Annotated in this window: 19 protein-coding genes; 8 read left to right on the plus strand and 11 right to left on the minus strand. The window is 32.1% G+C overall.

The genetic code is table 11. The annotated features are described in order from the left end of the window. Positions 1–4: 4 nt before the first annotated feature. Positions 5–4,378: a DNA polymerase III subunit alpha gene (gene dnaE / locus ACKTSU_RS01725; RefSeq protein ID WP_408034654.1), complete on the minus strand. Its 4,374-nt coding sequence runs from the start codon at positions 4,376–4,378 to the stop codon at positions 5–7. 237 nt (positions 4,379–4,615) lie between these two features. Here dnaE and ACKTSU_RS01730 point away from each other — a divergent pair, with 237 nt between their 5' ends. From ACKTSU_RS01730 to rimM, 3 genes are all read left to right on the plus strand, one after another. Continuing rightward, positions 4,616–4,807, plus strand: coding sequence for a cold-shock protein (locus tag ACKTSU_RS01730; RefSeq protein ID WP_028891302.1), 192 nt, complete (start codon positions 4,616–4,618; stop codon positions 4,805–4,807). A 171-nt stretch (positions 4,808–4,978) separates the two neighbouring features. After that, complete coding sequence (locus ACKTSU_RS01735; RefSeq protein WP_408034655.1) at positions 4,979–5,482, plus strand: 30S ribosomal protein S16; 504 nt, start codon at positions 4,979–4,981, stop codon at positions 5,480–5,482. A gap of 17 nt (positions 5,483–5,499) precedes the next feature. After that, entirely contained in the window at positions 5,500–6,027 is a 528-nt protein-coding gene (rimM, locus tag ACKTSU_RS01740; protein ID WP_408035319.1) for a ribosome maturation factor RimM, read from the plus strand. A 62-nt stretch (positions 6,028–6,089) separates the two neighbouring features. Here rimM and ACKTSU_RS01745 read toward each other — a convergent pair whose 3' ends face one another. From ACKTSU_RS01745 to ACKTSU_RS01755, 3 genes are all read right to left on the minus strand, one after another. Then, positions 6,090–6,470, minus strand: a complete 381-nt coding sequence (locus ACKTSU_RS01745) for a hypothetical protein (protein ID WP_408034656.1) — start codon at positions 6,468–6,470, stop codon at positions 6,090–6,092. Between the two features lie 25 nt (positions 6,471–6,495). Next, positions 6,496–6,729: a hypothetical protein gene (locus tag ACKTSU_RS01750; protein ID WP_408034657.1), complete on the minus strand. Its 234-nt coding sequence runs from the start codon at positions 6,727–6,729 to the stop codon at positions 6,496–6,498. Positions 6,730–7,012: 283 nt separating this feature from the next. Continuing rightward, positions 7,013–7,516 carry a GNAT family N-acetyltransferase gene (locus tag ACKTSU_RS01755; protein WP_408034658.1) on the minus strand — a complete coding sequence of 168 codons (504 nt, stop codon included), beginning with the start codon at positions 7,514–7,516 and terminating at the stop codon, positions 7,013–7,015. Positions 7,517–7,567: 51 nt separating this feature from the next. Here ACKTSU_RS01755 and ACKTSU_RS01760 point away from each other — a divergent pair, with 51 nt between their 5' ends. After that, positions 7,568–8,158: a PhnA domain-containing protein gene (locus ACKTSU_RS01760; RefSeq protein ID WP_408034659.1), complete on the plus strand. Its 591-nt coding sequence runs from the start codon at positions 7,568–7,570 to the stop codon at positions 8,156–8,158. Positions 8,159–8,184: 26 nt separating this feature from the next. Continuing rightward, positions 8,185–8,538 carry a hypothetical protein gene (locus tag ACKTSU_RS01765; RefSeq protein ID WP_408034660.1) on the plus strand — a complete coding sequence of 118 codons (354 nt, stop codon included), beginning with the start codon at positions 8,185–8,187 and terminating at the stop codon, positions 8,536–8,538. A 3-nt stretch (positions 8,539–8,541) separates the two neighbouring features. Here ACKTSU_RS01765 and ACKTSU_RS01770 read toward each other — a convergent pair whose 3' ends face one another. Together ACKTSU_RS01770 and ACKTSU_RS01775 are read right to left on the minus strand one after the other, a co-directional pair. After that, on the minus strand, positions 8,542–9,597 hold the full coding sequence (locus ACKTSU_RS01770; protein WP_408034661.1) for a nucleoid-associated protein: 1,056 nt from the start codon (positions 9,595–9,597) through the stop codon (positions 8,542–8,544). Between the two features lie 33 nt (positions 9,598–9,630). Beyond that, positions 9,631–10,230 (minus strand): ribonuclease HII, encoded by a 600-nt coding sequence (locus ACKTSU_RS01775; RefSeq protein ID WP_408034662.1) that lies wholly within the window; start codon positions 10,228–10,230, stop codon positions 9,631–9,633. A gap of 70 nt (positions 10,231–10,300) precedes the next feature. Here ACKTSU_RS01775 and ACKTSU_RS01780 point away from each other — a divergent pair, with 70 nt between their 5' ends. Next, on the plus strand, positions 10,301–12,262 hold the full coding sequence (locus tag ACKTSU_RS01780) for a putative porin (protein WP_408034663.1): 1,962 nt from the start codon (positions 10,301–10,303) through the stop codon (positions 12,260–12,262). A gap of 4 nt (positions 12,263–12,266) precedes the next feature. Continuing rightward, positions 12,267–12,521 carry a hypothetical protein gene (locus ACKTSU_RS01785; RefSeq protein WP_408034664.1) on the plus strand — a complete coding sequence of 85 codons (255 nt, stop codon included), beginning with the start codon at positions 12,267–12,269 and terminating at the stop codon, positions 12,519–12,521. A 56-nt stretch (positions 12,522–12,577) separates the two neighbouring features. Here the strand turns inward: ACKTSU_RS01785 and nhaC are convergent, their stop codons facing one another. Further along, on the minus strand, positions 12,578–14,062 hold the full coding sequence (gene nhaC, locus ACKTSU_RS01790) for a Na+/H+ antiporter NhaC (protein WP_408034665.1): 1,485 nt from the start codon (positions 14,060–14,062) through the stop codon (positions 12,578–12,580). Between the two features lie 193 nt (positions 14,063–14,255). Then, complete coding sequence (locus ACKTSU_RS01795; RefSeq protein WP_408034666.1) at positions 14,256–15,455, minus strand: aminotransferase class I/II-fold pyridoxal phosphate-dependent enzyme; 1,200 nt, start codon at positions 15,453–15,455, stop codon at positions 14,256–14,258. A gap of 164 nt (positions 15,456–15,619) precedes the next feature. Here ACKTSU_RS01795 and ACKTSU_RS01800 point away from each other — a divergent pair, with 164 nt between their 5' ends. Next, on the plus strand, positions 15,620–16,078 hold the full coding sequence (locus ACKTSU_RS01800; protein WP_408034667.1) for an Lrp/AsnC family transcriptional regulator: 459 nt from the start codon (positions 15,620–15,622) through the stop codon (positions 16,076–16,078). A 13-nt stretch (positions 16,079–16,091) separates the two neighbouring features. On the opposite strand, the gene ACKTSU_RS01805 is transcribed toward ACKTSU_RS01800, so the two are convergent. The 3 genes from ACKTSU_RS01805 to ACKTSU_RS01815 form a co-directional block, all read right to left on the minus strand. Next, complete coding sequence (locus ACKTSU_RS01805; protein WP_408034668.1) at positions 16,092–18,047, minus strand: DUF3857 domain-containing protein; 1,956 nt, start codon at positions 18,045–18,047, stop codon at positions 16,092–16,094. 7 nt (positions 18,048–18,054) lie between these two features. After that, on the minus strand, positions 18,055–19,971 hold the full coding sequence (locus ACKTSU_RS01810; protein ID WP_408034670.1) for a DUF3857 domain-containing protein: 1,917 nt from the start codon (positions 19,969–19,971) through the stop codon (positions 18,055–18,057). A 69-nt stretch (positions 19,972–20,040) separates the two neighbouring features. After that, positions 20,041–21,141, minus strand: coding sequence for a DUF4407 domain-containing protein (locus ACKTSU_RS01815; RefSeq protein WP_408034671.1), 1,101 nt, complete (start codon positions 21,139–21,141; stop codon positions 20,041–20,043). Positions 21,142–21,230: the final 89 nt, after the last annotated feature.

The following is a 21,230-nucleotide window of genomic DNA, read 5'->3' on the forward strand; positions in this document are numbered from 1 at the left end:
TTAGTTAATTCAATTTGTAATTAATAAATTGCTCGTCTAAAGCTTTTAAAAATTCACTAGATACTTTAATTTTAGTGGTTCTACTTGGTAAGCTTAGTTCAATTTTTTCTTCAGTGTCCCAAATAGTAAAGTATAAGCTTTGAGAACCTTTATTGGTAGCAAATAAGTGTTGTAACTCCTTAATCGTGTTTTCTTTTACTTCTTGTAACGGAATTTTAATGGTTAGTTTTTTACACATTTTGTCCATGATGTCGTGTAATAATAAAAACTCATTAAATGCAATTCTAGGTTCACCTTTAACTCCTTCTTTATTAGTCCACCCAGGTTTAATGGTTGTTTTGATAAACAAGAATGAATTTGGAACCAAAAAGTGCTTGAATTTTAAGTAATCTTCCCCAAAAATTCTGAACTCGTAGCTGTCATTGTAATCTTCCATAATAAAAGAAGCCCAACCTTTTCCGGCTTTAGATACACGGTGTTGTACATCGGTAACAATACCTGCAAAAGACAATCCTAAACCTTCGTATTGAGCAATATTTTTAAAATGTGCTAGGGTAGCGTTGCAAAAATTCATTTCATTTTTAAAATCATCCAACGGATGCGCAGAAATATACATTCCTACGACTTCTTTTTCGCGGGCTAAGAGTTCCATGGTTCCCCATGTTTCGCATACTGGAACTTGAGGTTCTGGTAAATCAACTTCAGAGGCTTCTCCAAACAGAGAAACTTGAGAGGAGTTTTGATTTTCTTGGTATTTATTTCCAAAACGGATGGCTTTTTCTAAGAAAGTTTGTCCTTTTTCGTCTTTTACATAATATTGAGCACGATGTGTACTCGTAAATGAATCAAATCCTCCAGCTAAGACTAGTCCTTCAAAAGCTTTTTTGTTTGCTACACGTAAATCCACACGTTTTGCTACATCAAAAACAGAAGAATAATGCCCATTTTCTTTACGCTCATCAATAATGGCTTTTACAGCAGAGCCACCAACTCCTTTAATTGCCGCCATACCAAAACGTACAGCTCCGTCTTTGTTTACAGAAAACTTAGCGTATGATTCGTTTACATCTGGTCCTAATACTTCTAAGCCCATACGCTTACATTCTTCCATGAAAAATGAAACAGATTTAATATCGTTCATGTTGTTTGAAAGAACGGCAGCCATATATTCGGCAGGGTAGTGGGCTTTTAAATAAGCAGTTTGATAGGCAATCCACGCATAACAAGTAGAGTGCGATTTGTTGAAAGCATAGGATGCAAATGCTTCCCAGTCTTTCCAAATCTTTTCTAAGGCTTTTTCATCATGCCCGTTAGCTTTTGCTTGGTTGACAAACTTAGGTTTCATTTTAGCAAGCACGGCAGCTTGTTTTTTACCCATGGCTTTACGAAGTACATCGGCTTCACCTTTGGTAAAATCAGCTAGTTTTTGTGAAAGTAACATTACTTGCTCCTGATATACCGTAATTCCGTAGGTTTCAGCTAAATATTCTTCCATCGCAGGAAGATCGTATTGAATCTCTTCATCACCATGTTTTCTTCGAATAAATGAAGGAATATATTCTAAAGGACCTGGACGATATAGGGCGTTCATTGCAATTAAATCGGCAAAAACGGTAGGTTTTAATTCACGCATGTACTTTTGCATTCCAGGAGATTCGTATTGGAAAATCCCTACGGTTTCTCCACGCTGGAACAATGCATATGTCTCTTCGTCATCAATAGGAAAACTTTCTGGGTCGAGTTCTACTCCGTGACGCGCTTTTACAATTTTTACCGTATCCTTAATCAGGGTTAATGTTTTTAACCCCAAGAAATCCATTTTTAATAATCCAGCACTTTCTACGACCGAGTTATCAAACTGGGTAACGTACATGTCGGAATCTTTCGCAACCGATACAGGTACGAACTTGGTAATATCATCAGGAGTAATAATTACCCCACAGGCATGAATACCTGTGTTACGAACAGAACCTTCTAAAATTCGAGCTTTATTAATGGTTTCCGCTTCCAGCCCACTACCATCGGCAATCGCTTTTAGTTCGTTGACCATTTCAATTTCTTCGGAACGAAGTTTGGCTTTTAATCCGGCTTCATCCAAAGAGAATATTTTAGCCAATTTCATTCCTGGGATTAACTTGGCAATTCTATCGGCTTCAAAAAGGGGTAAATCAAGCACTCGAGCAGTATCACGAACAGATGATTTAGCAGCCATGGTTCCGTAGGTAATAATTTGTGCTACTTGGTTGGCTCCATATTTTTGGATTACATAATCCATTACCCGACCACGACCTTCATCATCAAAATCAATATCGATATCGGGCATCGATACACGTTCAGGGTTTAAGAAACGCTCAAAAAGTAGGTCGTATTGAATAGGATCAATATTGGTAATCCATAAACAATAGGCAACTACCGAACCTGCGGCAGATCCACGTCCAGGGCCTACCGATACATCCATGTTTCTGGCTTCTCGAATAAAGTCTTCAACAATTAAGAAGTATCCAGGGTATCCTGTTTTGGCAATTACATCTAGCTCAAAATCTAAACGTTCTCGAATGCTATCTGTAATTTCACCATATCGTTTTTTGGCTCCTTCGTAGGTTAAGTGACGTAAAAAATTATTTTCTCCACGTTTTCCTCCATCTTCTAAATCTTTTTCATCTCTAAATTCCTCAGGAATATCAAAGGCAGGTAATAATACATCGCGAGCTAAACCAAAAGGCTCAACTTTATCTACAATTTCTTGAATATTAATGATGGCTTCTGGTAGATCAGCAAAGAGTTTTTTCATCTCTTCGGTAGATTTAAAGTAGTACTCATCGTTAGGTAAACCGTAACGATAACCTCTTCCTCTACCTTTCGGAGTCGCTTGTTTTTCTCCATCTTTTACACACAATAAAATATCGTGTGCGTTGGCATCTTCTTTCCCTAAATAAAAGGTGTTGTTGGTAGCAACAATTTTTACGTTATGTTTTTTTGAAAACTCTAAAAGAGTTTCATTCACCACTCTTTCGTCTTCTTGTCCATGACGCATTAACTCGATGTACAAATCGTCACCAAATTGCTCTTTCCACCAAAGTAAGGCTTCCTCAGCTTGGGCTTCACCAACATTTAATATTTTACTAGGAACTTCTCCGTATAAATTCCCAGTTAAAACAATTACATCTTCTTTGTATTGTTCAATTATTTTTTTATCAATTCTTGGAACGTAGTAAAAACCATCCACAAAAGCAATAGAAGACATTTTTGCTAAGTTGTGGTATCCGTTTTTGTTTTTAGCAAGTAATACAACTTGGTATCCGTTGTCTTTTTGACTTTTATTCGTATGATCTTCACAAATATTGAACTCACAACCCACAATAGGTTTTAAAATAGTTTCTGTAGGTGTTTCGCCTTTTCCTATAGCTTCTTGATTAGCAGCTTCGGCGGCTTTGTTGTGGCCTATAACGGCTTGTACAAAGTGAAAAGCAGCCATCATGTTGCCGGTATCTGTCATAGCAACTGCCGACATATTGTCTTTTGCAGCAGCATTTACAATATTACCAATTTGGATGGTAGACTGTAGAATTGAGTATTGTGTATGGTTGTGTAAATGGGCAAATTTAACTCCTTCAAGCTCTGCTAAACCTTCTGCAGTAGAAATGGTAGTAGCTTCTTCAGTTTCTGAAGATTTCCTTTTACGGATTTTTTCACTTTCCTTTTTAAGGTTTAAGTGTTTAAGTCCGATAACTTGAATCGGATTAGGATTTGCCTCTGTATAACGTTTAAAATAATCTGAAGGAACATCTAATTGTTCTTCGGTATACTGACGTAAACGAATTAATTCTAAGAAACATCGAGTTGTAGCTTCAACATCGGCAGTAGCGTTGTGAGCTTCACCAAAACCAGTTCCGAATAAGTAATTGTGTAATTCGGTAAGGGTAGGAAGCTTGAATTTTCCTCCACGACCTCCAGGAATTTGACACATTTCGGCTGTGTGCTCGGTACAGGTATCTAAAACTGGTAATTCAGTTAGGTTATTTTCAACACCCAAACGATGAAATTCACACCCCATAATGTTGACATCGAACCCAACATTTTGCCCAACAATAAACTTTGTTTTTTGTAAAGCATTGTTGAATAATTCTAGTCCTTCACTTAATTGAATACCTTGTTCAATAGCTAAATCGGTAGAAATTCCGTGAATACGTTCTGCGTCGTATGGAATGTTAAATCCGTCAGGTTGAATTAAGAAATCGTTGTGTTCAACCAGATTTCCTAATTCATCATGTAATTGCCATGCAATTTGTATGGCTCTAGGCCAGTTATCGGTATCGGTTATTGGAGCGTTCCAGCTTTTAGGTAATCCAGTAGTTTCGGTATCGAAAATTAAATACATGGGCAAAAATTACTTGAAGTGTTTTTGAGTAAAACAAAGTGTAAAAATACGAAGAATTTAGATTGATACAGAGAGAAGTTATTAACGAGTGTTTTTGAGTTGAGGTAAAGGCTTGATTGGTTGACCGTAACTAAAAATTATGTTATTAATAGGTTAAGTTTAAAATAAATATCAGAAAAAGTGATTGATAATCAATTAATAAGATTACATTTGCACTTTAATATAATATTTTTTACAATGAAAGAAGGAACAGTAAAGTTCTTCAATGAATCTAAAGGTTTTGGATTTATTACAGAGTCAGGATCAAACACAGAACATTTTGTACACGTATCAGGTTTAATCGATGAGATTAGAGAAGGTGATACTGTTGAGTTTGAACTTAAAGAAGGAAAAAAAGGATTAAACGCTGTTAGCGTTAGAGTATTATAATATATCTCATATTTTATTTTTCTTAAGAGTCTGTTTTACAGGCTCTTTTTTAGTTTAATAAAATAGTTTTTTTGCTTTTTAATGAAAAAGATTTCATAAATTTGCGCCCACTTATCACGAGATGATAAGATTTATTAATAACCAAGGTCGCGAACCTTAAAAATTAAAATTATGCCTGTAAAAATTAGATTACAAAGACACGGTAAAAAAGGAAAACCATTTTATTGGGTAGTAGCTGCTGATTCTAGAGCTAAAAGAGACGGTCGTTTCTTAGAAAAAATCGGAACTTATAACCCAAACACGAACCCTGCAACTATCGATTTAGATGTTGATGGAGCTGTAAAGTGGTTACAAAATGGTGCTCAACCAACTGATACTGCTAGAGCTATCTTATCTTATAAAGGAGCTTTATTAAAGAATCACTTAGCTGGTGGAGTAAAAAAAGGAGCTTTAACTGAAGAGCAAGCAGAAGCTAAATTTACTGCTTGGTTAGAAGAAAAAGCATCAAAAGTAGCTGGTAAAGCTGATGGTTTAGCGAAAGCAAAAGAAGATGCTAAAGCTAAAGCTTTAGAGGCTGAAAAAGCTGTAAACGAAGCACGTATTGCTGCTGCTGTTCCTGCTACTGATAGCGAGGACGCTGCTGTTGCTGAAACAGGTGCTGATAGCGAAGAATAAAAACGTGTACTACGATGATGCAAAAAGAAGATTGCTTTTATCTTGGCAAAATCGTTAAAAAACATAGTTTTAAGGGTGAGGTAGTTATTAAGTTAGATACTGATGAACCCGATCTTTACGAAAATTTGGAATCAGTTTTTGTCGATTTAGGCAATAATCTGGTTCCTTTTTTTATTGAAAAATCTTCATTGAGTAAAGGAACTATGTTTAGAGTAAAATTTGAAGATGTAGATACTGAAGCTGATGCAGAAGCTATTTTGCGTTCAGAAGTGTATTTACCTTTAGATTTGCTTCCAAAACTTTCTGGAAATAAGTTTTATTATCATGAAGTTATTGGTTTTACGGTTGTTGATGATAATTTTGGTGAAGTTGGAACTATTGTGAGCATCAATGATGCTTCTGCACAGCCTTTATTTGAAGTAAATAGAGAGGATAAAGAAATCTTTATCCCTATGATAGATGATTTTATTAAAAAGGTAGATAGAGAAAATCAAGTAATTGAAGTAAATACACCAGAAGGATTAATTGAGTTGTATTTAGGATAATATTTTTAGATATACTTCATTAAGATAGTATAAAAACGGAAGGAATTGACCCTTCCGTTTTTTTATTTTTTAAATATCCATTTTCTTGAATCATCGTTTTCTTCTTGAATTTCAATGGTATTGTTAATTAGTTTTAGTACAAAGTTTTCATCTGTTTTAAATGAGTAGTTAGTTTCATTTATTTTATTCCATGTTCCTATGTATGGGGTTCCTTCGTCTAAATTACAATCAGGATTTAAGTGACGAGCCCATTCTAATGAGTTGTTTTCACTGAATTTTATATAATTTTTTTCAATACATTCATATTGAGATTCATTGCCGTTAATTAATAGTTTGGTTTGTTTCCAAGTTCCAATTAATGAGTTGTCAGAAACGTTTTCATCACTAGAAGAGCAGTTTAAAAAAGTTAAAGAGATAACAAGTAATAAAATATTTTTTTTCATAGTATAAAATTTAAGGCTATTTAAATTAAACAGCCTGTTTTACAACTTTTAATTTATAGTGTTTTTTGTTTATCTCTTTTGCAATTAAGTCCTTTGACCTAATTACATCAGTTATTTGAAGATTTCTACCATTAAAATTTCTTTTAACAATAACTCTTTCCAGCCAATATAGTTCTCCTTTAAAAATTAAAGGGAAGAATAAAAAGCGGCTGACTTTTCTTTTTGCTCTTTTTTGAGAGGGTTTTAGGTTGATTTTCATTTCTTTTTTTTGGTTGAGTAAAGATTTTGCATGTAATAAAACAAGGGTTACTCTTCTTTTTTTTAAAAAAAGCTTGACAAATGTAATTGGGGAGGGGAATGCTAATAAAGTATACTATCATTTAATAGTAAACTTTATTAGCATTGCAATAATAATTAAAACTTTATAAAAATGAGTTCGAAATCGTCCAAAAGAAGGAAAATTAACATAGAGATCATATTCTTGTTTAATCAGTATTTTTACCTTTTTTTATAAAATGGGCAAGAAGTATGCTTTTAAAGGTCTAAAAAATATACTCAAAAACGCAATCTTCCCCGTTTTCAAAAACTTGCTGCATCCCTATATAGCTAAAACCTAAGTTTTTTAACAATTTTTGAGATTTTTCGTTTTTAGGCATGGTTAAAGCTAATACTTTATCCTGTTTAAACTTTGTTCGAACGTACTCTATAATCAATTTTGTAGCTTCGGTTGCGTATCCTTTTCCTCTTCCGATAGGTAAAAAAGCGTAGCCAATATCAATAAAATCAAGAGAATCTCTTTGTAATGCGGTAGATGCACCAATAGGTCTGTTGGTTTCTTTTAAAATAACCGTGAAAAACCCCAATCCGCCTAATTTTGAATTTTTAAATAAAATGTCTTTTAAATAGACCTCGGTTTCTTCAATAGATTTCAAATTTTTATCACCTATAAATTGGATCCAATCAGGGTCGTTGAATAACTCAAAATAAAAAGGAGCATCACTCACCAGAGCATTTCGTATGATTAATCGTTCGCTTTCTAATAACATGGTTTAAATATAAATTAAAAATGTACTTTTGCGAAGCAAAAAAATAATAAAATGAGTTTATTACAAGAATTACAAGATAGAAGCGGAAATCAATGCGAGCTATGTGCATCAAAAGATAACTTATCGATTTACGAAGTGCCACCAATTTCTACAGGTGGAGTAGATGGTAGTTTACTGGCTTGTAGCACTTGTATTGAGCAAATAGAGAATCCTGAAACTACAGACGCAAACCACTGGCGTTGTTTAAACGATAGTATGTGGAGTGAATTTAGAGCGGTAAAAGTTGTAGCTTGGAGAATGTTACATCGTGTTAAAAAGGATGGTTGGTCGCAAGATTTATTGGATATGCTTTATTTAGAAGATGAAGATGTTCGTTTTGCAGAAGCAACAGGAGAGCATTTAGATGAAAGTGAAAAAATTATTCATCGTGATGTGAACGGAGCTATTTTACAAGCGGGAGATAATGTGGTATTGATTAAAGATTTAAAAGTAAAAGGTTCTAGTATGGTAGCTAAACAAGGTACTGCAGTACGTAGAATTTCATTAGACCCTGAAAACGCTAAATATATTGAAGGTAAAGTAGATGGAACACAAATTGTAATTATTACCGATTACGTCAAGAAAATGGCTGAAAAGGAGTAATAATCCTAGTTTCAAGAAAGAGAAAAATGTCTGCTAAATATTATAAAGAAAAACACTTACAAGCAACAAGATATAAAATAGAAAACGTTATCAGGCAGCAAGATTTTTTGTCGAGACATAGGTGGAAAGTAATTGCTGCTGGTATTGTTTTTAGTTTTTGGGCTCCTACCTATACGCAAGGGCATTACTCTTCAAAAAGGATGTCTATACTTGAAAAAACTGATTATACCTATTTAAAACTAGTAATGCTTTGTGCATCTGTTTATATGGTTTTATGTATTCTTTATCATTTATCAAGTAGGTATCAGGATAAAAAGAAATTAAAAGAATTAAAAAAACTAGAAAAAAGATTAGAGAAGGAAATTTCAGAGTTGGATTAATTGTTACTTTTCAGTATTATAATACACTTTATAAAATTTCATTTTTTTCTCTTCGTCATAACCCTGTTCTAAATATTCAGCTGAAGCATCTGGAGCATCTACATCAATTTTAATTTGAATGTTGGTGTCTAGCTTTATTTCGGTTTTGAACTTGCTTTTTTCTTTCTTTAAAACAACATCAGATACTTCAAAGTTATTACGAATTAATACATCGTTCAATTTCTCAAAGTGTTGTTTATAGTCTTCAAACAAATTTTTGTGTTTATCTTCTTCAAAAATTTCATCCTTAAAGTTGTGATAATCTACATTTTCGTGTTCTTTAAAATAATCAACTGTATTAGCTAAGAAGTTGCTTTGTTCTTGTTTTCCAAATTCAGGTTTTATTACTTCTTCAGAAAACTCCTTGCACATTTCTAAATAGTTCTGCGTGTGTAAATTGCGATCGTCGGCATACTTTACGCTTAAAAAGTTTTTAATCCAGTATTGGGCATCGTAATTGTTATTGTCTACTGATAAAACTACCGTTCCTTCTGTGTCAGAAGAGTTTAAAATCAAACAACCTTTATCTAATCTTTTAGTAGAAATTCCTTTTTGAACTACAACATCAAAACTATCATCGTCTAAATAGGTTTGAAAGAAATCTACTTTGCTTTCAATTTTAAAAACTCCAACAGCCTCTGTTAAAACATCTTTGTACTCGATACCTTCAAAATAAGCAACAATTACATCCCCTGTTTTAATATTGGCAGAGTTTGATTGCTCGTATAAGTGGTTAACAATGTTTTTAGAATGTTGGATGAAGACCTCATTGCTATCATCTTCAAAAATATCTGAAGTGTATTTGTTGATTTCGTTTAAACGAACATCTGCATGATGACTAAAACGATAACTCTGCGTAACCGAACCAAATGGTTTTAGTAAAAAAGGAAGTAATAATTCGTAGCTTTCTTCATCAAAACGCACTAAACTTTCAGAAAAAGCATTTTGTCCGCTATTGTATTTATTGGCGACTTTATGAATGATACATTTGTTAATTTCGGTACGAGTTCTTTTAATCATCTTCTAAAAAATTGGAAGACAAAAATAGAAAAATTAAAGTTCCAATTTTAATTGTTCGGGTAACAATTTAAATGATTTTCTGTGGTAGGTTGTTGCGCCAAATTGTCGAATAGCTTCGCGATGTTCTTTGGTCGGGTATCCTTTGTTTTTTTGCCAATTATACTGTGGAAATTCTTGATGAATTTTCTCCATGTATTCATCTCTGTATGTTTTTGCTAGTACAGATGCCGCAGCAATACTCATAAACTTAGCATCACCTTTTACAATAGTTTGATGAGGGACTTCTTCATATGGCTTAAATTTATTCCCATCAACAATAATAAATTCTGGTTGAATATTTAATTGTTGAATAGAACGATGCATGCCTGTGATTGAAGCCTGTAGAACATTCAATTCATCCACTTCTTCTTGATGAATGAAGGATACTCCAAAAGCTAGAGCGTGTTCTTCAATATATGGGCGAAGCTCTTGTCTTTTTTTCTCAGAAAGTTGTTTAGAGTCGTTTAGTAATTCATGTTTAAAATTATCTGGTAAAATAACCGCGGCAGCTACAACAGGACCGGATAAGCATCCTCTTCCAGCTTCATCAGTACCAGCTTCTAATTTATGTCCGCTAAAGTTTAATTTCAACATGCTACAAATTAACAGTTTTCAAAGAAATTAAACTTAAAATTAATCGTTAAATTATTTTACTTTTGCTGTTATGAAGAAAAATCTGTTAGTATTCTTTTGTTTGATTAGTGTTCAGGTATTTTTTGCTCAGTTAAGAACAATTGATGGAGGCTTTGCAAGAGGTAGAGGAGGACTTAATCAAGGTAGAGACTCATTACCTGAAAATGAAATCAATGTAAAACTTAGTGGAAAGACAAAGTATACAGACTATAAAATAATATCACATAAGAACGACACTACTATTGTAGATACTACATTGACTATTCAAAAAGAGTATAAGTTTAATTTTTTGCGAAAAGATAATTTTGAGCTATTGGCTTTTCATAATCAAGGCCAAACATTTAATAATTTAGCATACGATTTTATAAATGTTTCTCAGTTTCCGGATATTGGTTTTAGAGCCAAAATGTTCAATTATATTGGTGTAGAAGATGTAAAGTATTATCATGTTCCTACACCGACGACAGAAATTATGTATCGTACAGGTTTAGAACAAGGACAGGTTTTAGATGCACTTTTTACTACAAACTTTTCTAAACGATTTAATTTAGCAATAGCTTATAAAGGACTTAGGTCTTTAGGAACATATAGAGAGTCATTAGCAAGTACGGGTAATTTTAGAGTAAGTTTTAGTTATGAAACTCCAAAAGGACAATATGCAATAAGAGGACATGCTGTAAATCAAGATTTTTTTAATCAGGAAAGTGGAGGGTTAACAGAAACATCTTTGGAGGCTTTTATAAACGATGATCCTAATTTTAGTGCCAACAGAGGTAGGATGGATGTGGTTTTAAATAATGCTGAAAATAATTTAGATACAAAACGTCTGTATTTTGAACATACTTTTAAATTACTTTCATCTAAAGATAGTGTAACTCAAAGAGATTTTTCAAACTTAAAATTAGGGCATTCATTTACCAGAGATTCAAAATTTTATCGTTTTAATCAAGGAACAGCAACACCAGAAGTGTTTGGTAATGTTAATGTTTCTAGTGGAATAAATAACAAGACGAAATACTTGTTGTATGATAATCAGTTGTTTTTAGACTTTAATTCTAAGTATGTTTTAGGGAAGTTTCGCGTTAAAACAGGAGTAACTTCATATAACTACGGATATGAAAACTTGCAGAACAACACAGTTGGAATTACTAAAAACAAATTAAAAGGTGATGCTGTTTCGTTTGGAGCCGATTGGAACGGACGTATAGGAAACTTTCATGTAAATGCTTCAGGGAGTCTTACTCCAGGAAGTGGGCGTTTATCAGGAAATCAATTTTCAGGAGAAGCATTTTACAAGAAAGATAGTGTACTTACCATAAAAGGTAGATTAGGGATTAGTAATAAGTCTCCTAACTTCAATTTTTTACTACACCAAAGCAGCTATGATGAATATAATTGGGAAAATAATTTCTCTCAGATAGGAATGAGAAGTTTAGGAGGGGTTATTGATTCTAAATGGGGAAATGCTTCGCTAGATATTACCAATATTAGTAATTATACTTATTTTGACGAAAATGGAAAGCCTAATCAGTTTTCTGAAGATGTAAATTACTTAAAAGCCAAAGTTTCTAAAGAGTTTGCTTTCGGAAAATTTGCTTTGGATAATACTTTAATGTACCAAAAAGTGGCAAGTGGAGAAAGTGTTTTTAGAGTACCTGAATTTGTTACTAGAAATACGTTTTATTATACAGATGAGTGGTTTAAAGGAAAACCTTTGTTAGTTCAAATAGGAGCTACGTTTAAATATTTTTCAGAATATAAAGCAAATGCTTACAATCCGTTGTTAGCAGAATTTACTTTGCAAAACGATACAGAAATAGGTTATCCAACAGTTGATTTGTTTTTTAATGCACGTGTAAGAAGAACTCGAATTTATTTTAAAGCAGATAATATTAGTTCCTTTGCGTTTAAAAAGAATTATTTTTCAGCACCAAACTATCCGTATAGAGATTTTGTAATTCGCTTTGGAGTAGTCTGGAATTGGTTTATTTAAAATTATGAAAGAAAGATTAAAACAAAACTGGAAGCTATTTTTAATAGCTAGTCTAACTTTAGGTTTGGCACCTTTTAAACCACCACATATTGTAGGAAAGTTAGAATGGATTGCTGGTGGAAATGCTTTTTCAGGAGAGCACGCTATGAAATTTATGGATTGGTTTGACGTGTTTTTACATGGAACTCCATGGGTATTTTTAATAGTTTCTTTAATTTTAAACCTTTTAGCAGTAAACTTAAAAAGTAAAATAGAATAGCTACTTTTTTCAATAAAAAATAACCTCACTTTTTAAGTGAGGTTATTTTTTGTCTATTATTTAGATGTAAGTTGTTTTATTTTAATTCTAAAGGCAGCATATACTAGTGTAGTAAAGGGGCTTAACCAATTAAACATAGCATAAAAAGCATAATCTATAACAGGCACTCCTAATACACCCGAGTGGTAAGCTCCACAAGTATTCCAGGGAATTAAAACAGAAGTTACTGTACCAGAGTCTTCCAGTGTTCTACTTAAGTTTTCAGGAGCCAAACCTTTATCTCTATAGGCTTGCGCATACATTTTTCCAGGAACAACAATTGCTAAGTACTGATCAGAAGCTGTAAAGTTTAATCCGATACAAGTAGCAACTGTACTAGCAAATAAACCAAACACAGAGTCAAATAAGCTCAACATAAAGCTACTAATTTTAGCCAAGGCTCCGATAGCGTCCATTACTCCACCAAAAACCATCGCTAATAAAATCAACCATACAGTTCCTAGCATTTTTTTCATTCCTCCTGCAGTAAATAAATCTTTTAAAACCTCATTATCTGTGGCAACGGAAGTTTCAACAGTAATGGCTTGCATTACTCCTTTGTAAGCAGCTTCAAAATTTAATTTCTCAACCCCTGCAACTTGTGCTACAATGTGTGGTTGGAAAATTAAAGCAAATATTCCACCTAAAATTGTACCTGCTAAAAGAGCAATTAAAGGAGGTGTTTTTTTAATAATTAGAATGATAACTAAAATAGGTACTATAAATAACCACGGAGTAATATTAAATGCTTTGTTAATATCGGTAAGCATTTGTTGTGTGTTAGCCTCACCGGTAGTTGTTTGTGTAAATCCAAGTATGATAAAGAAGATAATGGTAATGACAAATGTAGGAATTGTGGTATAAGCCATGTATCTTATATGGGTGAATAAGTCAGTCCCAGCCATTGCAGGAGCTAAGTTAGTTGTGTCAGACATTGGAGACATTTTATCACCAAAATAAGCTCCAGATAAAACAGCACCAGCTGTCATTCCTAAAGAAATTCCTAAAGCTTCTCCAATACCTATCAAAGCAATACCTACAGTAGCTGAGGTTGTCCAAGAACTTCCTGTAGCAACAGAAATTACAGCACAAATTATTAGACAAGCGACTAAAAATATAGTAGGGTTTAAGATTTGAAGTCCGTAATAAATCATTGATGGAATAATACCACTAATAAGCCATGTTCCAGCTAAGGACCCTACCATTAAGAGTATTAAGATAGCGCCTGCTGTAGATTTAATGTTTTCAGCAACTTCTTCTATCATTCTTTCGTAAGAAACCTTGTTTCTAAATCCTACAATAGCAGCAACAGCACCTCCTAATAATAATATAAATTGATTGCTTCCGCTTAAAGCATCATCGCCAAAAACATATACATTATAAGCTAACATTGCAATTAAGGCAAAAACAGGAATTAATGCTTCCCAAATGGTCAACTCTTTATTCTGGATTATTTTTTGATCTTCAATTTTAATTTCTGAAAGGTTTTTATCGTCTTGCATGTGTAATTTTTTCGGATTGTAATGTTACGATTTTGAATAGAATTACACAAATCGAATCAGTTAATGGCTTTCTTTAAGGAAAATTGAAAAGAAATGACAGATAAACAAAAATGTCACTTTAAATAATGTGAAAGAAGTTCATAATTTTCACATTATTTAAAATGACAAGTCTAAAAATATAAAATAGAGGTTTTTACAGTACATCAACCTCTTTCATACACTCTTTCATCATTTGATAAGTGCGTTCTATATCATTATCTAATCCGATAGAAAAACGAATTAATCCATCGGTTAACCCCATTTCTTTTTGTTCATCTAAAGGAATTTCTGATGAAGTTGAAGTACCTGGAGCTGAGAATAACGTTTTATAAAAACCTAAACTTACTGCTAAATATCCTAAGTTTTTATCTTGCATTAGTTCCATTAAAGCATTGGCTTTGTCTAAAGAACCTGCATCGATAGTTAACATACCTCCAAATCCGTATTCTTCATTCATCATTGATTTAAAAACTTCATGAGATGGATGTGATTTTAACCCAGGATATACTGTTTTTAAGCCATCAGCTTCAAACTTTTCGGCTAAATAGCTAGCATTTTTACTGTGTTGTTTCATGCGAATATGAAGGGTTCTCATATTTTTTAAGATAGATGAAGCGCGTAAAGAATCCATAGAAGCTCCTAGTAGCATACTTGCGCCATCAATAACGCTTTTTTGTGAATTGATGAAGTCTGTAGTTCCACAAACAACACCTCCCATAGTATCAGATGAACCGTTGATGAATTTTGTTAAACTATGAACTACAATATCAGCACCTAATTGAGCTGGCGAGATTGATAACGGAGAAAAGGTATTATCAACAACCAACTGTAAATTATGTTTTTTTGCTATGGCAGCTAATGCTTTGATATCTGCTACCTCTAAAAGTGGATTACTTACAGTTTCGCAGTAAATCATTTTAGTGTTTTTGTTAATAGCAGCTTCAACGATGTCTAGTTTTGTGATATCTACGAAAGAAGTTTCAATTCCTATTTTAGGAGTGAAATTTTTCAAAAAAGCATAGGTTCCTCCATAAATAGTTCTACTAGAAACTATATGATCGCCCGCACCGCAAATTTGTAAAATAGTTGGCGTGATCGCTCCCATGCCCGTAGCAGCAACATTGGCTGTTTCTGTTCCTTCCATGGCAGCAAGAGCTTCTGCTAAATAAAGGTTTGAAGGAGAAGAGTGACGAGAATATAAATAGCAACCGTCTGTATTTCCTTCGAAAGTATCAAACATTGTTTTTGCTGATAAGAATGTATATGTTGAAGAGTCAGAAATAGAAGGGTTAACACCGCCGAATTCTCCAAAATACTGTAAGTCTTGTATGTTGTTTGCAGGTTTAAATTTCATGTTGAATTGAATTAATTATTTAATGACTACTAAAATCAATATTATGAGTTAAAAAATCAATAGAAGATGTTTTTTATGGTTTTTTAGACTAAATTTGTGATAATAATTAGATTTTATTACAATTATTATTATAGTAAGGTTAATTTAAATAGATTTTTTTTCAGATGAAGTTAGATAAAATAGATAAAAAATTGTTAGAACTACTTCAAGTTGATAGTAAACAAACAACTAAACAGTTGTCTTTGCACTTGGGGTTATCGGTTACTGCAGTTTATGAGCGAATAAAAAAACTAGAAAAAGAAGATGTTATTAAGCAGTATGTTGCCTTAGTAAACAAGAACAAAATTGGAAAATCATTTTTGGTGTTTTGTCATATTCGATTAGAAAAGCATACCAAAGAATATATTGCTGTTTTTGAAAGAGAAATTAATAAGTTAGAAGAGGTAACCGAATGTTTTCATGTAAGTGGTGATTACGATTATATTTTAAAGATCTATGTAAAAGATATGGATGAATATCGTGAGTTTATGGTAAATAAACTTACGGCCTTAAAGCATATAGGTAGTACCCATAGTATTTTTACTATTGGTGAAATTAAAAATTCTATAGCAATAGCTTTATAAAAAAAGCGAGTAATTAATTACTCGCTTTTTCAATTTCTATAAAAACATCTTGTGCTTTTATTATTTGGTTGTAAAACTCTTTTAAGTAATAATATTCTTCACTACTGTATACTCTTTTGTTTAGGTTCATTCTTGAGTATACACTAATTACATTATTTAAGTTTTTAAAATTAACAATAAACCTTCCTCCTTTATTTGGTAGAGATAAAGCTTTATTCTCAGGTAAACTACTTACAGTATATCCTTCAGGTAATTTTAAAGAGAGCATATAGGTGTAATTTCTAGGAAAACCATAATCGACAGGGTAGTCTCTCTGATTAAGTTTAAAAGGGTTTTGAGTATATCTGTCTATTAAAAAAGGATTGATTCTAAGTTTTGTGTCAAAATTTATATGATCAGTTGTGATTTCGTAAATTTGATGTAAAGTGTTTTCTTTTTCATCTAAGTTTTGATGTTCTAAATTTTCTACTTCTATATTAGGGTGTTCAGATTCAAAATTTTCAATATAACTTTCGATATCTGTAGAGTTTAAATTCTCTCTATCATTTACAGCATAAAAACCATCACTAGAAATCATTAAATTACCACCTAATTTATTGTCTTCATCAAAAGATAATTGAGCTTTAATACTTCTAAAGCTTTTTTTCAATAATTTAATACTTTCCCAATAACTACCACTAGCAAAATCCATGGTTCTGCCGTCACCATTTAATGATTCATGTTGTACTAAGCCAAAAGGTAATTGTTTGTTAGTAGCATCTAGAAAGTATGCTTTGTTGTTTATATTAGCTTTTACTAGTAAATAATTGAAGTCATCAATTATTGGGTGTAGTCTTGTAGGGACAGCTTTATTTCTTGTTGAGGTTAAAACAAGATAACTTTCAATATTTGCTGCTTTTAAAGAATTGTATAATGATAAATTGATATCAAAAACATTACCTGTTTTATTTTCAAAAGCATCTTTAATTCTTACTTTTTTTGAGGGCCAATATTTTTCATTCCAAGTAAAGTAATCTTGAATATAATAATAAACTTTTTTGGCTTTTTCTAAATCATCGTTAATTAAAAGAAGAGCAGGAGGTAAGTTGTTTTTAAAGAAATTTTTTTTTGAGGTTTGATTGTCTAAGAAATCATATTTCAAACTTTTATCTGCATCTTTCCATGTTTTAGTGTATTTATCAACTCCTCCTCTTGGGTTTTGAAAAGATTCTAAATCAAAACAAAGTTTAGATATAAAGTTTTCTTTACTCAACATATAATCTTCTTCTTTAAAAGCAGGAATATGGTCTATTCCATAATCTAAAATCAAACAAGCACCATCACCAAGCCCAGGAACATAGACACATCCTTTTTTTACAGAAACATCACTTCTATTTAATTCAAGAAAGCCTACAAGTCTAATATTATACTTCCAGTTACCTAAAATTGCTGCTGTAAAATCGCTTTTAATTTTAGGGATATCTGATTGAAAATACCAATCATCAATTTTAGAGTAAGGAGAGGTAACTGAGTAAGTGTATTCGATTACACTGCCTTCTTTAATATTGGGTAAAGTAAATGTAACTTCTTTCCAGTCCCCATAGAGATCCTTTGTGTAAACTTGCTTATCAATTAATTGGTTTTTTAGAATTGTATTACTTTTTGAAACATTATAAGTAATCCCTTTTATTGAATGTACTTTTTCATCTCCATAAAAAGGGATTTGTATGGTGGCTTTATTAGTTCCTTCTTTTTTAAATATTTTTACTTTAAAGTAATAATCAGTAGTTTTTTTGTAATCCCTACTTTCATCTAAATAATAATTGGCATGTTCGTATAGAACAACTGCATTTGCGGTTGTGTCTTTCTCATAGCGATTCATGTTTAACTCTTGTATACTTACATTGCCAATTTTTGTAGATCTTTTCTGTTGAGAAAAACTATTGTTCAAAAAGATTAAACAGATTAAGATTAATAATAGGTTCTTCATAGTAATTTTATAGTTTGGTTAATTCTGTTCTTAGATTATCGTATTTGGTAACTGTTTTTCTAAATTTTCTGTAGGCTTCATAACTCTCCTTAGAATAAATGCCTTTTAGAAGAGAAAATTCTCTTATATATTTAAAAGAAGTATCATCTATTTTTTCAAAACGAATACTGTACGTTCCAAATTTATTAGTGATGTTTAAGTTTTCTGGAAAGGTTGTTAAAGTATAACCTTGAGGAATGCTAAAAGTGAATTCATCTTTATCTGTAAAACCTCTTTCTATTTCTAATGAACGCTGTCTATTTCTGTATTTTTTTGGAACACCAGTTATTCTATTAAATACATTAAGTTTGAACAAATAACTACTATCTCTAACTGTTGCAAACTTTTCTATTTTGATATTAAGACTCTCTGTAAATTCAATCTTTTCTTTGTTGTTTACATGTTTAATATCTTCAATTTCTAAATTATTGTTATAACTCCAAACATCAGTTTTGTAATGTTTGTTGAGTTCTTTTTGAGTATAATTTTCAATATGATACTTGTCATCATATTGAGTTCCGTATGATTTTCTTTCAAGTTGAGCTGAAATACTTCCTTCAGGTAATAACTTAATAGAGGCTTTGGTTACCTGTAAATTATCTTTATTAATATAAGCAGGTGTTCTTTTAATGACCCCGCCTTCAGGGGTTATCACAAGCACATCTCTATCGTCAGTAAAATCTCCCAAAAAACCAAAAGGCATAGTTTGACTGGTACATTCTAACCAAATATCATTTCCATTGTTAGGAATATTTAAAATAACATGATTACCCTGCATAGAAGAAAAATCGCTGTAAACATTTTTCTTTGCACTGCCAGCCCAAACAACAGAGTAGTGTGACTCAACACCAACGGCGTCTAAAAGAGCTTTAGTGTAATTGGTCAACCCTTTACAATCACCATACCCTAATTCATGAACTTTATTTGCGGGAATCGGTTTCCATCCACCAATTCCTTCTTGAACACTAATGTATCGTGTTCTGTTTTGCATATAAGAATAAATAGCTTTAGCTTTAAGTATCGGATCTTTAATTCCTTTAGTAATATTATTAACTTCAGATTTAATTGATTCAGAAACAATATCATTTCCGTTTTTCAAATATTCATAGCGCCATTTTCCAAATTCCTTCCAGTTACTAGCCTTACCTTTTATGTTCTTTAAAGAAAATTGATTTAAAGCGATAGTTAAGTTAGGGACAAACTCTTCGAAATTTAAAGTATAATGCTCAGGTTTAATAGCTTGTTGGTTTGTTAGCACGTAATTTAAATTAGTGTCTGTAGAAGAGTTTTTAATAGAAAAACCATTGAAGTTTTTTTCTCTTTTTCTAAATGGAATGTTTTGAGGATTGTTTATAATATAAACGCTTCTTTCTGTAGCTAAATAGTAATTTTCAATAGGAAGCCATTTGGGGATAAAACCTGTAGAAGAATTTTTTTCTTCTGATTCAAAGACGACAGTATAAGGATATGATGTTGGGGTATGTTCTAAAAATTTAACTCTAGAGTCTGAATATAGAGTACCTCCATCAATAGTACTAACATCTTGAAAGTCGTTCTTGGAATATTTTTTCACCTTGTTTCCTAATGCATCATAAATAATAGCAGATAAACGGGTGATTTTGGTGTCGTTATTATAATGCTTGTAGGCATCAATATGATCTTTTCCTAGCTTATTAAGAACGGTAACAATTCTTTTTTGTTTAATTGTAAGTTGATCTACGGCTTCTACTGTTATGACTAATTCGTTTAATCGTACTACAGCGTTAGCATTTTCTTTTAGTTCTTTTGAAATGAAAAGAGAAGAAAGGTTTTGTTTTTCTTGAGAAAAAATACTAGTACATAGCATCAACACTATTAAAAAAATAGTGAGCTTGTTGGTTTTCATGCAATTAATTCATTTTGTTTTCTAACAAACGAAAATATAAAAAATAATAGAATAAGAAAATTATAGCTTTTATAAAGTCTCTTGCTGATTTTTATAAAACGAATCGGCTTGTAGTTTCATTAAGTTACGAGCCATTTTTTGTTTGTAGTTGTACATCTCTTCCTCAGTTTTTAAATCGGAATATACTTTATTGTTGAGATCTATGTCAGTTTGTAGAATAGCTTCTCTTTGATGAACTTGTTGTTGAATCCAAGTTTTTACCTGAGACTCATGGTTTTCTAGTTTATAATCATATTCACTTTTTGAACTGATTAGTTTCGCAAAAATAGGGGCAGTTTCTATCGCTAAAAACAACAAGAATATAAAAAAGGAAGGTAGCCAAGATAATTTGTTTAGAGCATTAACGCGAGCCATTAAACCATCAAAATTGGAAATAATAGGTTGGGTTTGTGTTTCTTTCAATTTCTGATTTTCCAGTAAACTGGCTATGGTAGCTTCTTTCTGCTGAATTTTGTTAGTGTTTTCAGTTTTTAACAGATTCAATTCGGCAAGAGCAGCATCGTGTTTGTCTCTTTTCTCTTTATAAACAGGACCTTTACCAAGAAGTTTTGTGCCTTTTCTTCCTTCAGCTTCGGCAATGTAGGTTTCATAAAGTGTATTGACTTCTTGTTCTTTGACGGTTATCTCATTTTTTAAAGAAGTGATTTCAGTATTGATTTTCTCGATTTCAGGAGTAAATTGCTGCGCAATTTGAGTTTTGTTGTCCAGTGTCATCTGATTTTTCTCAGTCAACAATACTTGGTTGATTTCTTTTTCGAAAATTTTTAATTCTAACGGTTTAGAAATTACCACAGCAATAATCATTGCTAACAATAATCTTGGAAGCACCTGTATAAGTTCTTTTCGTTTAGATTCACTTTTTTTTATGGTAGAAACAATAAATCTATCCAAATTAAAAATGAGTAATCCCCAAATAATTCCGAAGAAAATAGCGGTGTAAATATTGTCAAAAACAGTGTATAAGGCATAGGCAGAAGCAATGGTTGCCATAAGCGCAGTAAAGAAAACGGTAGCGCCAATACCAGCATATTTATTTTGCTCTCCGTTAGCACACTTTTCAAGCAGTACTAAATCTGCTCCTGAACAAAGAAGGAAAAATCGTTTTAACATAAAATAAGCTTATGTTTTAATAACGAGTTATTTAGGGTTTTGTTACAAAAAAAGCCTCATTTAAGAGGCTTTTAACAAGTATATGTTTT

This window comes from Tenacibaculum aestuarii (genome assembly GCF_964510395.1).
GTDB lineage: Bacteria > Bacteroidota > Bacteroidia > Flavobacteriales > Flavobacteriaceae > Polaribacter > Polaribacter aestuarii.

Excerpts from the sequence above, each read along its gene's own strand:
- dnaE (WP_408034654.1), bottom strand. The coding sequence starts at position 4,378 with ATGTATTTAATTTTCGATACCGAAACTACTGGATTACCTAAAAGCTGG.
- ACKTSU_RS01730 (WP_028891302.1), top strand. The coding sequence starts at position 4,616 with ATGAAAGAAGGAACAGTAAAGTTCTTCAATGAATCTAAAGGTTTTGGA.
- ACKTSU_RS01735 (WP_408034655.1), top strand. The coding sequence starts at position 4,979 with ATGCCTGTAAAAATTAGATTACAAAGACACGGTAAAAAAGGAAAACCA.
- rimM (WP_408035319.1), top strand. The coding sequence starts at position 5,500 with ATGCAAAAAGAAGATTGCTTTTATCTTGGCAAAATCGTTAAAAAACAT.
- ACKTSU_RS01745 (WP_408034656.1), bottom strand. The coding sequence starts at position 6,470 with ATGAAAAAAAATATTTTATTACTTGTTATCTCTTTAACTTTTTTAAAC.
- ACKTSU_RS01750 (WP_408034657.1), bottom strand. The coding sequence starts at position 6,729 with ATGAAAATCAACCTAAAACCCTCTCAAAAAAGAGCAAAAAGAAAAGTC.
- ACKTSU_RS01755 (WP_408034658.1), bottom strand. The coding sequence starts at position 7,516 with ATGTTATTAGAAAGCGAACGATTAATCATACGAAATGCTCTGGTGAGT.
- ACKTSU_RS01760 (WP_408034659.1), top strand. The coding sequence starts at position 7,568 with ATGAGTTTATTACAAGAATTACAAGATAGAAGCGGAAATCAATGCGAG.
- ACKTSU_RS01765 (WP_408034660.1), top strand. The coding sequence starts at position 8,185 with ATGTCTGCTAAATATTATAAAGAAAAACACTTACAAGCAACAAGATAT.
- ACKTSU_RS01770 (WP_408034661.1), bottom strand. The coding sequence starts at position 9,597 with ATGATTAAAAGAACTCGTACCGAAATTAACAAATGTATCATTCATAAA.
- ACKTSU_RS01775 (WP_408034662.1), bottom strand. The coding sequence starts at position 10,230 with ATGTTGAAATTAAACTTTAGCGGACATAAATTAGAAGCTGGTACTGAT.
- ACKTSU_RS01780 (WP_408034663.1), top strand. The coding sequence starts at position 10,301 with ATGAAGAAAAATCTGTTAGTATTCTTTTGTTTGATTAGTGTTCAGGTA.
- ACKTSU_RS01785 (WP_408034664.1), top strand. The coding sequence starts at position 12,267 with ATGAAAGAAAGATTAAAACAAAACTGGAAGCTATTTTTAATAGCTAGT.
- nhaC (WP_408034665.1), bottom strand. The coding sequence starts at position 14,062 with ATGCAAGACGATAAAAACCTTTCAGAAATTAAAATTGAAGATCAAAAA.
- ACKTSU_RS01795 (WP_408034666.1), bottom strand. The coding sequence starts at position 15,455 with ATGAAATTTAAACCTGCAAACAACATACAAGACTTACAGTATTTTGGA.
- ACKTSU_RS01800 (WP_408034667.1), top strand. The coding sequence starts at position 15,620 with ATGAAGTTAGATAAAATAGATAAAAAATTGTTAGAACTACTTCAAGTT.
- ACKTSU_RS01805 (WP_408034668.1), bottom strand. The coding sequence starts at position 18,047 with ATGAAGAACCTATTATTAATCTTAATCTGTTTAATCTTTTTGAACAAT.
- ACKTSU_RS01810 (WP_408034670.1), bottom strand. The coding sequence starts at position 19,971 with ATGAAAACCAACAAGCTCACTATTTTTTTAATAGTGTTGATGCTATGT.
- ACKTSU_RS01815 (WP_408034671.1), bottom strand. The coding sequence starts at position 21,141 with ATGTTAAAACGATTTTTCCTTCTTTGTTCAGGAGCAGATTTAGTACTG.